Here is a 15,974-nt window from a genome sequence, read left to right as displayed (position 1 = left end):
GGAGGGAATTCAAAGCCCGAGACAATTCAACCCAAGGCTATTCAATAAAATTCATCTAGATCCTAAATTACCTCCAGATTTTGAGTTGCCTCCAGATTTTGAGTTGCCTCCAGATTTATCTGGAGGAATATTTTTAGCATCCATATCATTTGAATCCTTGTTTGGCTGGCGCCCTTGCAGGGCTTGATTTTAATTGCATTGCATATTCATAGGGCGTTGCCCTATGCTGTTGCTTATACCCTTGCAGGATATTTTTATTATCATCCTCCTCGGGTTAAAACCCGAGGCAATTCAAAGTCCGAGACAATTCAAAACCCGAGGCCATTCAGATTCTGAATTGCCTCCAGATTCATCTGGAGGACAAAAAAAACAAACCCCAAATCGCAATGATTTGGGGTGTTTGATTTATAGCAATCGGCATTAAGCCGAATCCTTTTAGTTTGTGATTACCGATTTTGATTTAATGGTCATTGGGATGCTCATGCCATCAGGCATTTGCTCGCTGGCCTTAAGCTCTGTGTTTCCACTCAGGTTCTGAACAATGGTTGCATCAATAATCCAACCGGTTTTTCTGTCAATTTTAATCTCAGAGGTCAACTGTCCGTCTACCAAAATCTTCATATCCATGCCATTTTGCTTTATATATGGGGCATTCGGATTGCTGGCCAGGTTTCCTTCTCCGTGAATCAGGAAGTAATCGGTATTGGCAGCCTTTAGCACGAAATTGGTGGTTAAATTCACCGACATACCTGCCTCGATACTGGTTTCGGTTGACCATGTTTTGCCCAATTTTACTTTTTGCTCTGGATAAATGGCGGTGATCTGCTCAAAACTTCCCTTAATGGCCTTTGCTCCGTAAGATTGTTTCAGCTGTGCCAATATCTGTTCTTTCTGTTGCTCTGTAAGATCGTATCCCTCGAACAAACTCCCAAAAAGATTATCGATTCCTTTGATCTCAATTACCTTTCCACTTTGACTCATGATCATTGTGAAAGGCTTATCAATCATTCTCGATAGCATGGTTGACATGATATCTTGTTCGCTAGGAGTTTTAGAGCTAAATGAGCTTTTTCCCTGTGCACTTTCCATTTCCATTTCTACAACAGTGTACTTCACCTCCATATTGTACTGATTGTTCTCAGCACCCATTATCTTAAATGTATAATCCCCTTTTACATTCATACCAATTTCGATTGGCATGCCATTAAAATTTTGGGTAATGGTCATTTTTGCATTCGACTTCTGAGTGTATTCTTTCCCCACTTCAAGATTTAAAGCCAACTCATACTTTTGGGCTTGTACAAAAAGAGTAGCACTTAGGATAAGGGCTAGTGTTAGTAATTTTTTCATTTGATTAGTATTGGTAGATAATTTAATTATTGTTTAAAAGTACATCCAATTCTCTAAATATGGGTGGATTATTTGTTTTATTTTTCATTCCTCGGGCTAAAGCCCGAGGGAATTCAGGCCGAGGGAATTCAAAGTTCGAATAATTCTGAATTGCCTCCAGATTTTGAATTGCCTCCAGATTCTGAATTGCCTCCAGATTTATCTGGAGGAATAAAAATCATCCCCCAGAATATTTCATAAAACCAAATTTCTCAATCATCTCATTCTCCTCCTCATCAAATGATTTATGGCTGTGGTGTGTTTCTTGATTCTTGATGTACTCCCTTACCTTATTGAGCATAGATTGACTTACAGAGACAGCATAATATTCTTCTTGCCATTGAAACAATGGCTTCTGGAAAACACATTCATTGATCCAGTGTGATGATTCTCCTTTTATTAGACTCATGACTTTACTCAAAGTTTGATTATTTCCTAATGATACTAAACAATGACAATGATCCTTATGTCCATTGATAAAATCGACATGAATTCCTTTTTCCTTTGCATTCTTTTTGATGTGGTTCCACATCTTTTTCCTTAACTCCAGAGTTTCAAGAAATGGTTCTCTGCATTTGGTACTCCATACAAAATGTATATACACTTTAACATGTGGCATATGTCTTTATTTTAATTTTGGATGAAATGATCTTTTATATTCCTCGGGTTAAAACCCGAGGGAATTCAGATTTATCTGGAGGAAAACAAAGATTCTATCTCAGAATAAAAATCATTGTCCCAATCAAAATCACACTCACTACAACAGAGACAATGTAGTACCTGCGTTTTTCGCGTCTGGCTTTGGAGCGAATGTTTTCTTTTACCTCCTTCATTTCTTCTTTGGAGATTTTTTTGAAGCGTACAAAGGTTCTGCGCTTTTCTTTGATTTCGATATTGTCGCGAAATCCTTCTTTGTTAGAGGTGAGTTGGGCACGATTGCCTCTCAATCTTCGAATCATATCGAATACATGACCGGCTGATGACATGATATTAGTTTTTTATGTTTGCATTTAAAAATACATAATAATTACAAACTATCCTACATAATTTCTGGGAGAATATTGTGTTTATATTCCTCGGGCTGAAGCCCGAGGCAATTCACAAAGCCCAAGGGAATTCATAAAGTTCAAGGGAATTCAAAGGCAGAGGTAATTCAAAAGCAAAAAGAATAAAATCTTGCAGGTTTGAATTGCCTCCAGATTTTGAATAGCCTCCAGATTTATCTGGAGGAGAAAAAAATATCACCACCTCAATTTAAACACAGTTTGATTTGGTTTGGAGCTGCAATACAAAGAACCACCATGGGCGCGAATAATTTGTCGGGAATGGCTTAGGCCAACGCCACTGCCGTTTGTTTTGGTGGTGAAGAATGGGATAAAAATTTCGTCGGCAATTTCGGCAGGAATTCCCGGGCCATTGTCAACTACATTGATCTCGCAAATTGGTCCTTTCTTATTACAATTCACACTGATCTTTCCACTCTCGGCCTCTCCGTTAAATGCTTCCTTGGCATTCTTTACCAAATTGATAATTACCTGAACAATCATCTGTTCGTCGGCCACAAAATCGAAGGACCTTTTTGGGGTTTGAATCAGCAATTCACCTGCAAACTCCTCCTTAATAGGAGAAAGCAGAATGCTTAATCGGTCGAAAAACTCGATAGAGTTTACACTGCCTAGGATTGGCTTTGGTGGCTTGGACAACATGCGATAGGATTTCACGAAATGGATCAATGCCTCGCTCATTTCGGTAATCACACCCAATCCGTTCACGGTTTTCCCCACTTCTGTTGCCAGATTTTCATCTACAATCATTTCTGATTTCTCTTCCCAAATTCGCTTCAACGATTGTGCAATGGAAGTAACCGGAGCCAGGGAGTTCATGATTTCATGACTCAATACTCGTATCAGTTTGATCCAGGCATCTACCTCTTTTCGCTCCAACTCTCCCCGAATGTCCTGCAGGGTGATGAGTTTAATGTCTTCCTGATCGATTCGGATCACCGAACAGGCCGTACTGATCTGAACTCTCTCCTTAGGTGTTGACAATTCCAAAACCTGCTTTTTCTTGTTCGAGATTTCGAGCAGTGAATTGGTAAATCGGGTATCCATTCTATTAAGCTGACTGATGTGTGTAAGTGCAGGCAAGCCCAAAAGCTCGAGTGCGGCTGAATTTACATCGGTAATGTGCGTGTTTTCCGAAAGTACAATCACTCCGGTGGATATGTTCTGTAAGATTTCGCCAAAGTACTTTTCCCTGATTCTGGATTTGGTTTGCACTTGCTGCAATATGCCATTCAGCTCGTTTAAACTATGGTGCAATTCGTTAATAATTCTACTGCCTGATTTTTCGGGAAAGCGAAGTGTGGTATCCTCGTTCTTAATGGCTTTGATAAAAAAGTCGATCTGTTTGTGGGTTTTGTTCAGAAATCGAATGAGCTCCCAAACTTCCAGCAACATCATCAAACCCAAAAATGAAAGGGACATATAGGATGCTGTGGCAATGGTATAACCGCACGAAATGGCGGTAGTCAACAGGATTAGCATTCTAATCCAAAGTGCCAGGTTGTAATTCTTATAGCCCATATTTCTTGATTTTATTGTAGAGGGTTTGACGAGAAATGCCCAACTGTGTTGATACGGCTGAAAGGTTTCCGGCATGTTTTTCGATGGCCGAAGCAATCAACTGCGCCTCCATATCTTCCAGGGTTCCGCCAAAGTTGGATACATTGTTCATATCATCGTTCTTGAATACAAAATCGACTGCGGTTAGCTGCTGGGAATCCGAAAGAATTACCGCTTTCTCAACCGAATGCTGCAACTCTCTAACATTTCCCGGCCAGGCGTAATCGCTCAACTTGGAAATGGCCTGACTGCTTATTTTTAAATTCTTTCCATACTTATCGGCATACTTGTTCACAAAGAATTCTGCCAGTTCGGGGATATCATCTTTACGGTCGCGCAAAGGCGGCACTTCGATGTGTATGGTATTGATTCGGTACAAAAGATCCTCTCTAAAATTGCCATCGGATACCATTTGCTGCAGGTTTCCATTGGTAGCACATATCAGGCGCAAATCAACCTTTGTTGCGGAGTTGTCTCCCACCTTGGTAAGCACCCTATTCTGAAGCACCGACAACAATTTGGCCTGCATGGGCATGGTAAGGTTTCCAATTTCGTCGAGAAAGAGCGTTCCTTTATTGGCCGCTTCTATCTTCCCCATTCTATCGGAATGTGCATCAGTAAAAGCACCTTTCTTGTGTCCAAACAATTCGCTTTCGAACAGATTTTCAGCAATGGCTCCCATGTCAACACTCACCATTACTTTGTTCGATCGTTTCGAAAGTCGATGAATCTCCCTTGCAATCAACTCCTTCCCTGTTCCATTTTCACCGGTGATCAGCACATTGGCATTGGTATCGGCTACTTTGCGAACCATATTCATGGCACGTTCCCAGGTAGCCGATGAACCAATTAAATCTTTGTTCGATCCGTTGATCTCTTCGATAAACTGCTTCTCTTTCATTTGCATCTTTTTCAGTTCTCTCTTCGACTGACTTAGCTTGCAGGCTGTATCAACGGTAGCAATCATTTTTTCATTGTCCCAAGGCTTCAGAACAAAATCGGTAGCCCCGGAACGAACGGCTTTCACAGCCAGTTCAACATCGCCATAGGCAGTAATCATTACAACACTCACCCTAGGATATTGTTCCAATATCTGGTTTAACCAATAAATCCCTTCATTGCCATTGTTTATGCCTGCTGTAAAGTTCATATCCAGCAAAACAACATCGTAGTCCTCGCTTTGCAGCTCGGCAAATAAGGTTTTGGGCGAGGATAAACATTTCAGTTTTGCACAGTATGGCGATAACAACAGATCCAATGCACTTAAAACGCTTCGGTTGTCGTCGACAATTAGAATGTTTGATTTTTTCATGTTTGGGCGAATGAGTGTGTATATGCTTAAGATTTAATTATAAAACCACGAATTATACCGATTATGAATAAGATGGCAAATCGTGCAAACCTGTGTAATTCGTGGTTAAATGTAAACATCCACCACTAATTTAATCAGCTTTTCAAAATATTAGACATGCACTGTCCAAATATTTTACACACCTCAAAGCCCCACCCTTCTTTTCATATTGATCTTTTGATACTTACAAATTTCGGCACAAAGTTGGCAACAGGAAGCAATAATTTTACATGTGTACTATTTAAAAACAAAGAATATGATTTCTATTAAAAATTTATCGAAAGTTTTCAGAACAGATGAAATTGAAACTTTAGCCTTGAACGATGTAAACTTAAACATTAGAGAAGGTGAATTTGTAGCCATTATGGGACCTTCCGGTTGTGGTAAATCTACCCTCTTAAACATCCTGGGTTTATTGGATAATCCATCGGAAGGTGAATACAATTTTAACAAGACCGAAGTTGCCAATTTGAAAGAAGGACAACGCACCGATTTGAGAAAAGGTAATATTGGTTTCGTATTTCAGTCGTTCAACTTGATTGATGAATTAAATGTATTCGAAAATGTTGAAATGCCTTTGGTTTATCAGCGCATCAGCTCTAAAAAACGCAAGGAAATGGTAAGTCAGGTTTTGGATAGAATGAATATGAGTCATCGTGCAAAACATTACCCTCAGCAATTATCGGGTGGTCAGCAACAACGTGTTGCCATTGCTCGTGCGGTAGTTTCAAACCCGGGACTAATTCTTGCCGATGAGCCTACTGGTAACCTGGATTCAAAAAATGGTCAGGAAGTTATGGAACTGCTTACCGAATTGAACCGCGAAGGAACTACCATTATCATGGTGACTCACTCTATGAAAGATGCAGGATATGCTCACCGAATTATCAACCTGTTTGATGGTAAAGTCGTAACTGAAGAAAGTTTGGTAGCAGAGCAGGTATTTTAAACAAAAAACCAGTGTAAGATTTTATTTTTCAATCCATAACCACTAAACCATGATATCTAAACATCTAAAATCTTTTCTTATTCATTTGTGGAATAACAAATTGTATAGCGCAATTACCATATTGGGATTTGCAATCTCATTAATGTTTATACTTCTGCTAAGTGTTTATATCAAAAATGAATACGGAGTAGATGAATTTCATGAGAAAAAAGATAGAATTTTCAGATTGACTCATGGTGAAGAAGCTGGATTTGCTCCTCCCTCGGGAGCTTTATTGATGGAAACATTTCCTGAAGTTGAAAATTTTACCAGAACCAAATACTTCGAAGCTTACCTGCAAGCGAATGGCTCTTCCAAAGTTGCTGATAACATACTTTTTGCCGATTCTTCCTTTTTCAACATCTTTTCTTTTGGAATGATAGAGGGAAATCCAAGAACGGCTTTAAAAACCATTGGTAGTACTGTTCTCTCCAAATCATTAGCATTAAAACTTTTTGGAGAGTTGCCTGAATTGGGTAGCAAAATAAAGATGAACGACGAGACAAGTCTGGAAGTAACGGGTGTAATGGAAGATATTCCTAGCAACACGCACTTTAAGAAGTTCGGAATGATTATCAATTTTCCTACCATGGCCAAAGTATTTAACGATGATACTTTTCTGAACAAGTACAGCCACAACTCCTATGGATTGTATGTACTTACCAAACCTAAAACCAATCTTCCTTCAAAAGCAAATGAAATATTTGAGTTGTATAAGGGGGTAAATTGGATGTTTAAAGGTGGTTATGCCAAATCAGTAGAATTGGAACCCATTACTGAATCTTATTTTAGCACTTCGCATGCCTACGAAGTTAAAAACAAGAGCAAACGCTTCGTTCAGGTTTTAACTGGGATCATTTTTCTGATTCTAACATTATCGGTTATCAATTACGTAAATCTTACCATTGCACAATCTTCTTTTCGAAGTAGAGAAGTTGCAATTCGCAAATTGATAGGTGGTAAAAAACCCGGATTGCTTGCGGCTAGTTTAATGGAATCCATTTTGCTTAGCCTAATCTCTTCAATTATTGCCATTGTACTGAGTTTTCAAGTTGAACCTATCTTTAATCATCTGCTGGAAACAAATATTCAGATCATCAATGAGCTAAATCTATCGAACCTTTTAATTGCCATTGGTTTTATTGTGCTAATTGGTGTTTTATCAGGGATTATTCCTGCCATTAAGATTTCCAATTTTAATCCCATTGATGTGGTTAAAGGCAAATTCAGGATGAAGGAGAAAAATGTGTACTCCAAAATCATGATTTGCTTCCAATACCTCATCATCATTACCTTAATTATTTCTGCATTTTTTATCAACAAGCAAACCACTTTCATGCAGAATTATAAAATGGGATTCGAACAAGAAAACTTAATCACTTTTGAAAATGAACTTCCCAAAGAAAAGCAAAGATCTTTTGAGGAGATTTTAAGGAATATTCCTGGTGTTGAAGATGTATCCCTTACCTGCGGAACACCATTGGATGGAGGAAATAACAATTGTTTTACTGAAAAAGGGAAACAATATAGCTTCCAGGTTTTCAGGGTAGATACGAACTTTTTCGACATTCTTGATATTCCAGTGAATAAAACAGGAACTGCTTATGACAAAGAAGCCATTCTGATTAATGAAGCTGCTGCAAAAATTCTAAACATTGAAGAGAATCCTGGTGAATACGAATTGTTTGATGTTTGGCCTATATATGGTGTTGTGAAAAACTTCCATTTTAGAAATTTAAAAAGCAGATTGGGTCCGGCCTATTTTAAAATCTTACCAAAGGATGAATATGCATGGAGCTTTGTCGTAAAAATGAATGGTGTAAATAATCAGGAAACACTACAAAGAATCCATAAAGCTCATAATGATTTCACCGATGGTACTCCTGTTAAAATAAACTTCTTTAATCAAGCTGTGCAAAGCTGGTACGAAAAGGAAGAGAGAACAGGAAAAATTGTAAAGTACTTTGCCATTCTCACTGTAATCATTTCTGTGATGGGATTGTTTGCCATGTCGCTTTACTATGTGCAGCAAAAGCAGAAAGAAATTGGTGTTAGAAAGGTAAATGGTGCCAAAACACATGAAATCATGCAAATGCTAAACCATGATTTCTCGATTTGGGTTTTGATTGCTTTTGCAATTGCCTGTCCGATTTCATATTACTGCATGCACAAATGGTTAGAAAACTTTGCCTACAAAACTGAATTAAGCTGGTGGGTTTTTGCCTTGGCTGGAATACTAGCCTTCGGAATTGCTTTTCTTACTGTTTCGTGGCAATCATGGAGAGCAGCAAAAAGGAATCCGGTGGAAAGCTTAAGATATGAGTAGTATTGATCACCAACTAATCTCTAATAATTAATTTATTCAACAAAATATGAACTTTTATAACATCAAAATATCATACAAAAACTTATTGAAGAATAAGTTGGTATCATCGATTAATATTAGTGGTTTGGTAATAGGTATTACCATCAGCTTGCTCGTATTTGCCTATGTGAACAAAGAGAAAAATATGGATCAGGAAATTCCTGAAATTGAAAATACATATACTCTTATAAACAATCAGGATCCAGATATCTCAAGTGAGATGGTTAGACATGTTATAAAAGAAATTCCCGAAATAGAAGCCATTACCTATGTAAGGCATGTTTGGTCAACTCAAAATATGCTAAAGCGGAATAATGACAACTTTACATTGGACAACCTTTTAATTTCTGACTCCAGCTTTTTTAGGGTATTTAAATTTGAAGCAGTTTACGGTAATCCTGAGGCGGCATTAAATTCAGCAGATAAAATTGTTCTAACTCATTCCGTTGCAAAGAAAATATTCGGAAACAAAAATCCTATTGGGGAAGAATTACTATATAATTCTACACAATTACAAAATGTCATTGTAGAAGTTGGTGCAGTAATTAAAGATCTTTCTCATTATTGTTCATGGGAGTTCGATGCCATTATATCACTTGAAACAAACAAGAGAATTTCATGGTTCGAAGAGTTAGAATCCTTGTGGGGAGCGCAAAATTATGGGGCTTTTGTAAAAATTCCATCCAATGTTAATGTTGATGCGCTAAACGAAAAACTTAGTAACATATCTACCCAAAATGTTCCCGAAGATTACAAAGAAGAAACCCATTATGAAATTCAGAAGTTCACAAGAGCATATAATGAGTTAACAGGAATCTCAATCTTAAAGCATGGTAATCCACGTACTCTTAGAGTCATCCAAATTATTGGTTTATTCATATTGCTATTGGCATGTATCAATTACATTAACCTGGTAGTTGCTCAAAAAATTAAACGCCTTAAAAATATTGGCATTTTAAAAGTTGTGGGTGGAAAGAAAGGAAAAGTAATTGAATTACTTGCGACAGAATCAGCCTTAATTCTCTTTATTACCAGCATATTGGTAATCGTATTAAGTAACTTTTTATTGGTTGGCTTAAATCAAATTACCAATTCTGAATTTACCTTACTTGAGATTTTTTCAGGTTCAAACTTAATCATATTTGCTTCCTTAATTGCTTTCACTTTTTTACTAACAGGTATTATTCCTGGGCTCACTTTAGGAAGGAAGAAAACCACTTCTTTACTAAAAAATACAACCAATAATCGTTCGAAAAATCATTTGAGAAATGCTTTACTCATTTTTCAGTTTAGTATTACAATCGTTTTGCTGTGCGGAATCCTGTTGATCAACAAACAAATTGATTATATGAGTGAATTGGATCCCGGTTTTGAAAAAGAACAAATACTTTATGCTACAACGAATCCTCAGATACAAAAAAGTTGCAAAGCTTTCAATGCAGAAATCAAAAGAATACCAGAAATAAACGACATTGTATATGCCTCATCACAATTGGGAGAAAATGGATCTAATTGGGGATTGACAATGATTAACAAAGGAGAAGAACAGGAAATTGGTTTTGCCAATTTATATGTAAGCCCTAATTTTTTCGATTTTTTTGGAATCGATATGGTGCGTGGAGAACAGTTTGATCAATTCTCTGAAGCAAATTCTGACTGGATTTTTAACTCGACAGCTTTTAAACAATTCAATATCGATAAACTTGAAGATGCAACAATTCGACGAAATGGAAAAACAACCAAAATAATTGCTGAAGTTGAGGATTTCAATCATGAGTCCTTACATTCGGCCATTAGACCAATTGCCTTTAGAAGTTGTGAAACTTCTAACTTCATTTATTTTAAGACTAATCAATCTAGTGTTGCCAGTACTCAAAGATGTATTCATTCCATCAGCAAGATTTGGGAAAATATCTCACCAAATTTCCCTCTGGAAATCAAATACCTTGATGCAAGCTGGGAAGCCTTGTACAAGAAGGAAAAACAATTTCAGCGAATTCTAAATTACGCTACCATAATCTCGATTCTCATATCCTGCCTGGGCTTAATCAGCTTAACCTATTTTATTGTTGAAACGCACACCAAGGAGATTGGAATACGAAAAACCAATGGGGCTAAAACTTTCGAGATTGTTAAAATGCTAAATACTGATTTGGTAAAGTGGGTGTTTATTGCCTGTATCATTGCCTGCCCTATTGCTTGGTATTCCTTGCACACATGGCTTAGTAGTTTTGCCTACAAAACTGAACTCAGCTGGTGGATATTTGCATTAGCTGGAATCATCGCTATGGGAATTGCCTTGCTAACCGTTTCGTGGCAATCGTGGAGGGCAGCTAAAATTAATCCTGTGGAAAGTTTAAGATACGAGTAGTATTGATCACCAACTAATCTCTAATTATTTAATTTTTTAAACAAATAATGAATTTCTACAACATTAAAATATCATTCAAAAACTTATTGAAGAATAAGTTGGTATCATCAATAAATATTAGTGGCTTAGTTATAGGAATTACAGTTAGTCTACTTGTTTTCGCCTATGTAAATAAGGAGAAAAATATGGATCAGGAAATTCCTGAAATTGAACAAACCTATACACTTTTAAATAACAAATATCCTGATATTTCTAACTGTATGGTTAGACATATTAGGTCTGAAATTCCGGAAATAGAGGCAATCACATTGGTAAGATATACTTGGTCGCCACAGGATTTTCTAAAAAAAGAGAACACTGCTTACAAGTTGAATAATCTATTACTTGCTGATTCATGCTTTTTCAAGGTTTTTCAGTTTGAAACGATTTGTGGTGATCCTAAAAAAGCATTAAATACAGCTGATAAAATTGTATTGACTCAATCGGTGGCTAGAAAGATATTTGGTGATGACAATCCTATCGGGAAAGAATTGGTATACAATGCCACAAGCTTGCAAAATGTAATTGTTGAGGTAGGAGCTGTTATTCAAGATCTTTCTCATCATTGCTCTTGGGAATTTGATGCGGTACTATCGCTTGAAACCAATTATAAAATTCCTTGGTTTAAAAACAACCAAGAATATTGGGGCACTCAAAACTACAGTGCATTTGCAAAAATACCATCTAATATTGATGCCAGTGTAATCAATCAGAAACTCGCCAAAATTTCCGTTGATCACATTCCTGAAAGATATAAGGATCATACAAATTTTGAAATCCAGCCATTTTCCGAAGCTTACAATGAATTGCCAGGAATTGAAATTTTAAAACATGGAAATCAACTTACCTTAAACGTTATACAAATCATAGGTTTTTTAATTCTATTGCTTGCATGTATCAATTACATAAACCTAGTAACTGCACAAAAAATTAAGCGCCTTAAAAACATTGGTATTCTTAAGGTAATGGGAAGTAAAAAGACCAAAGTAGTTGAGTTAATTGCCGTTGAGTCCGCTTTAGTGCTTTTCCTTACTAGCATATTGGTAATTGTGTTAAGCAATTTCTTATTGATTGGATTAAATCAGATTACCAATTCAGAATTCACATTAATAGAGATTTTTTCAGGTTCAAACCTGATAATCTTTATTTCTCTGCTTGCCTTTACTTTTGTACTAACCGGAATTATTCCCGGAATAAGATTTAGTAAAACAAAAACTACAGCATTATTAAAAAACACGGTAAATACCCGTTCTAAAAACCACATGAGAAATGCTTTATTGATTTTCCAATTTACCATCACAATCATTTTGCTTTGTGGAATCTTACTAATTAACAAACAAAATCAATTCCTAACAGAATTAGATCCAGGTTTTAATCGAGAGCAAATTCTTTATGCTGCCACCAATCCGCAAATCGAGAAAAGCAGTAGCGCTTTCAATTCTGAAATTAAAAGAATACCTGAAATTTCCGATTATACATACACATCTGCTCCATTAGGTTATAATCAATCCAATTGGGGGCTACCAATGATTAATAAGGGGGAAGAACAAGAAATTGGCTTTGCCAATCTTTTCGTTAGCCCAAATTTCTTCGATTTTTTTGGAATTAAATTGGTGCAGGGTAAACAATTCAATCTTTATTCAGAGGAAAATTCAGACTGGATCTTTAATGCCACAGCTTTTAAACAATTCAATATTGGAAAGCCGGAAGATGCAAGCATTCCGCGCAATGGAAAGGTAGGTAAAGTAATTGCCGAAGTAGAAGACTTCAACCATGAATCCATGCATTCAACTATCAGACCAATAGGCTTTAGAAGTTGTGGCGAAACCGATGAGTATATTTATTTTAAAATCAACACCAACAGTGTTGCCAGTACTCAAAGGTGTATTCGTTCCATCAACAAGGTTTGGGAAAATATATCTCCTAATTTCACTTTGGAGATCAAATACCTTGATGCAAGCTGGGAAGCCTTGTACAAGAAGGAAAAACAATTTCAGCGCATTCTGAATTATGCCACCATAATTTCTATACTTCTATCCTGCCTGGGATTAATCAGCTTAACCTATTTTATTGTTGAAACGCACACCAAAGAGATTGGAATAAGAAAAACCAATGGGGCTAAAACTTTCGAGATTGTAAAAATGCTAAATACTGATTTGGTAAAGTGGGTGTTTATTGCATGCATCATTGCCTGCCCTATTGCCTGGTATGCTTTGCACACATGGCTTAGTCGTTTTGCCTATAAAACTGAACTCAGTTGGTGGATATTCGCATTAGCTGGAATCATAGCCTTAGGTATCTCCTTAATAACCGTTTCGTGGCAATCGTGGAGGGCTGCTAAAATTAATCCTGTGGAAAGTTTAAGATATGAATAATCCTAAAAACTAAAATTATGCTTTGGTATCATTTGAAATTATCCGTTTTACGCTTGCTTAAAAACAAAGCTTTTTCATTGACCAATATATTTGGCCTCAGCTTTGGGATCGCCTCATTTTTTGTACTGTTTATTCATGTGCAAAATGAAAAAAGCTACGACAAACACATTAAAGATTATCAGAATATCTACAGGGTAATTTCTACACCATCACACATTAACAGCTCCTGGGCCAGAAGTTTAGGTTTTATTCAAGAAGCTGCAAGTCAATTCCCTGAAGTTGAAAATGCAACACGGTTTTCGCATGCGAAGCTGGAAAATATCAAAATACACGAGGAATCGGTTGCTCAAAAAGATGTTTTGTCGGTTGACACAAACTTTATGAGCATGTTTGGAATTGAAAGCCTGATTGGAAATTTAAAGGATATTTCGAAGCCTAATGTAGCTTTTATCTCTGAGCGGTTTGCAAAAAAATATTTTAAGAATGAAAATCCAATCGGTCAATACATAGAGACTGAAACATTACGATCAAGAGAAGCACCCGGAAAATTTGAAATCGTTGGGATTATAAAAAATACGCCTATAAAAACTCATTTCAACTGTGAAATACTTCTTTCGCAAAAAGGAGTACTTGAACAACGTTATGCCTCCTTAGCAACAAGAAAAATACAATGGGTCTACAACTATATAAAATTGAAAGAAGGAACCTCACCTACTTTCATTGCCGAAAAAACACTTACCCATTTTAACAAGTCTGCTTTCAGACAAACAAGGGGGCCTAAAGATTACAAATTTAGTCTTCAAAGACTGACAGACATTCATTTAAGATCGAATTGCAGGTTTGAATTAAAAGAGAGCAATACCAAAATTAACATTGGCTTATTTACTATTGTTTCTTTCGTGATCCTATTTGTATCTCTTGTAAACTTTATCAGCTTAATCACAGTTAATCTTTTCAAAAGAACAAAAGAGTTTGGTTTGAAATCCTCCATTGGAGCCCACAAAAAGCATTTGTTGTACCAGATCCTAATTGAGGTATTGTTGCTTTGTTCGCTTGCTATTTTTATTTCCTTATTTGTAATAGAGTTGATAAAACCTATTATCAGCCAGTTTTACGAAATTCAGTTTGATATTTTCTATAACGAACCTACAATCTATTTGTCCATTTTAATGATCATTTCACTTGGTGGAATCATTTCTGTTTTATTTGTTCGGTTCTTTATTCTTAAAAATAATTCTACCAGCGAAATTATTAAAGGTTTACACCCCTTATCGGGAAAGCAATTGTTGCAACCTTTAATGATATTTCAAATGCTAATTGTAATCATCCTGATTGCATCAACCATTCTTGTAAACAAACAGATCAATTTCATATTAGACAAACCCCTTGGCTTTACAAAAGACAATATTGTAGTCATCCATCAAAAGGACTATTCTAAAGACCCAAAAGTGTTTGCCAACGAGTTAAAAAAGAATTCTCAAATTGTTTCCGTTGGTTTTACCAGGCAATACTTTGGACATCCCACTCAAACCCTTCCTTTGGATGGATTGGGAATTGAAGGTACTGCGGAAATGTCGTTCCCAAACTTTGATTTTCTACAAACAATGGATATTCAGTTGGTTCACGATTACATCAACAGATCGAAAGATACCATTGAAGGAATGATCATCAACAATCATTTGTATGAAAGGTTGATGGAAAAACACCAAAGCATTGAAAATCTGAATGCCTTTAGATCAGGAATTCCTTTAGAGCCAGATCAGAGAAGGTATGATATTATAGGAGTTGTTGAAGATTTCAATTACAATTCGGCCCATGAACAGATCGGAGACTATGTTTTCCTAATTGGAGAGTCACGAAGTAGGTCCAGATTTACTCATATCAAAATTGCTTCCGGAAATATCAGACCGGCAATGGATTACATTCAGGAAGAATGGCAGAAACACTATCCAAACCAAGAAATGGATTATTTCTTTATGGATGAAAAAGTTGGTCAACAATACAAATCAGAAAACATACTTAGAAAAATTCTCTTGAGTTTTTCTCTTCTTGGTATCATCATCGGAATCATGGGTATAAGTGCCCTCTCCTACTTTTCATCGGAACAACGTACCAAAGAGATTGGGATTCGCAAAACCAATGGAGCCAAAACTCATGAAATTATCAAAATGCTAAACAAGGATTTCCTAAGGTGGGTAATTATAGCATTTGTTTTGGCATCTCCAATTGCATGGTACGCCATGAACATATGGCTTGAAAACTTTGCCTATAAAACCGAGCTCAGTTGGTGGATATTTGCATTGGCAGGAATCATTGCCATGGGAATTGCCTTGTTAACCGTTTCCTGGCAATCGTGGAGAGCAGCAAGGAGAAATCCGGTGGAGAGCTTACGTTACGAATAAAACAAAACAGCAATATATTATGAAACTTAACCTCTTACTATCAATCTTGTTAATCATTTTTTTTTCATGC

Annotated in this window: 10 protein-coding genes; 5 read left to right on the top strand and 5 right to left on the bottom strand. The window is 36.6% G+C overall.

What is annotated here, in order from left to right; all coding sequences use genetic code 11:
- Positions 1 to 435 precede the first annotated feature (435 nt).
- The 5 genes from BXY64_RS02345 to BXY64_RS02325 form a co-directional block, all read right to left on the bottom strand.
- The gene (locus BXY64_RS02345; protein ID WP_120238367.1) at positions 436 to 1,350 is read right to left on the bottom strand and encodes a DUF6263 family protein; all 915 of its coding nucleotides are present in this window, start codon (positions 1,348 to 1,350) and stop codon (positions 436 to 438) included.
- 217 nt (positions 1,351 to 1,567) lie between these two features.
- Positions 1,568 to 2,008, bottom strand: a complete 441-nt coding sequence (tnpA, locus tag BXY64_RS02340; protein WP_120238366.1) for an IS200/IS605 family transposase — start codon at positions 2,006 to 2,008, stop codon at positions 1,568 to 1,570.
- 94 nt (positions 2,009 to 2,102) lie between these two features.
- Positions 2,103 to 2,375 (bottom strand): hypothetical protein, encoded by a 273-nt coding sequence (locus BXY64_RS02335; RefSeq protein ID WP_120238365.1) that lies wholly within the window; start codon positions 2,373 to 2,375, stop codon positions 2,103 to 2,105.
- A 255-nt stretch (positions 2,376 to 2,630) separates the two neighbouring features.
- A complete protein-coding gene (locus tag BXY64_RS02330) occupies positions 2,631 to 3,974 on the bottom strand; it encodes a sensor histidine kinase (protein ID WP_170150557.1) in 1,344 nt (447 codons plus the stop codon).
- Entirely contained in the window at positions 3,964 to 5,325 is a 1,362-nt protein-coding gene (locus tag BXY64_RS02325; RefSeq protein ID WP_120238363.1) for a sigma-54-dependent transcriptional regulator, read from the bottom strand. The genes BXY64_RS02330 and BXY64_RS02325 overlap by 11 nt, the downstream gene beginning before the upstream one ends.
- Before the next feature lie 295 nt (positions 5,326 to 5,620).
- On the opposite strand from BXY64_RS02325, the gene BXY64_RS02320 reads away from it, so the two are divergent.
- Genes BXY64_RS02320 through BXY64_RS02295 form a run of 5 tightly spaced genes read left to right on the top strand, consistent with a single transcriptional unit; the run spans position 5,621 to position 15,904 of the window.
- The gene (locus BXY64_RS02320; RefSeq protein ID WP_120238362.1) at positions 5,621 to 6,313 is read left to right on the top strand and encodes an ABC transporter ATP-binding protein; all 693 of its coding nucleotides are present in this window, start codon (positions 5,621 to 5,623) and stop codon (positions 6,311 to 6,313) included.
- Between the two features lie 49 nt (positions 6,314 to 6,362).
- Complete coding sequence (locus BXY64_RS02315) at positions 6,363 to 8,678, top strand: ABC transporter permease (protein WP_120238361.1); 2,316 nt, start codon at positions 6,363 to 6,365, stop codon at positions 8,676 to 8,678.
- Between the two features lie 46 nt (positions 8,679 to 8,724).
- Entirely contained in the window at positions 8,725 to 11,088 is a 2,364-nt protein-coding gene (locus tag BXY64_RS02310) for an ABC transporter permease (RefSeq protein ID WP_120238360.1), read from the top strand.
- Between the two features lie 47 nt (positions 11,089 to 11,135).
- A complete protein-coding gene (locus tag BXY64_RS02300) occupies positions 11,136 to 13,502 on the top strand; it encodes an ABC transporter permease (protein WP_120238359.1) in 2,367 nt (788 codons plus the stop codon).
- 17 nt (positions 13,503 to 13,519) lie between these two features.
- Entirely contained in the window at positions 13,520 to 15,904 is a 2,385-nt protein-coding gene (locus BXY64_RS02295; RefSeq protein ID WP_120238358.1) for an ABC transporter permease, read from the top strand.
- Positions 15,905 to 15,974: the final 70 nt, after the last annotated feature.

Origin of the sequence: Marinifilum flexuosum (assembly GCF_003610555.1) — a bacterium.
GTDB lineage: Bacteria > Bacteroidota > Bacteroidia > Bacteroidales > Marinifilaceae > Marinifilum > Marinifilum flexuosum.
This window is presented reverse-complemented; position numbering and strand designations above follow the sequence as displayed.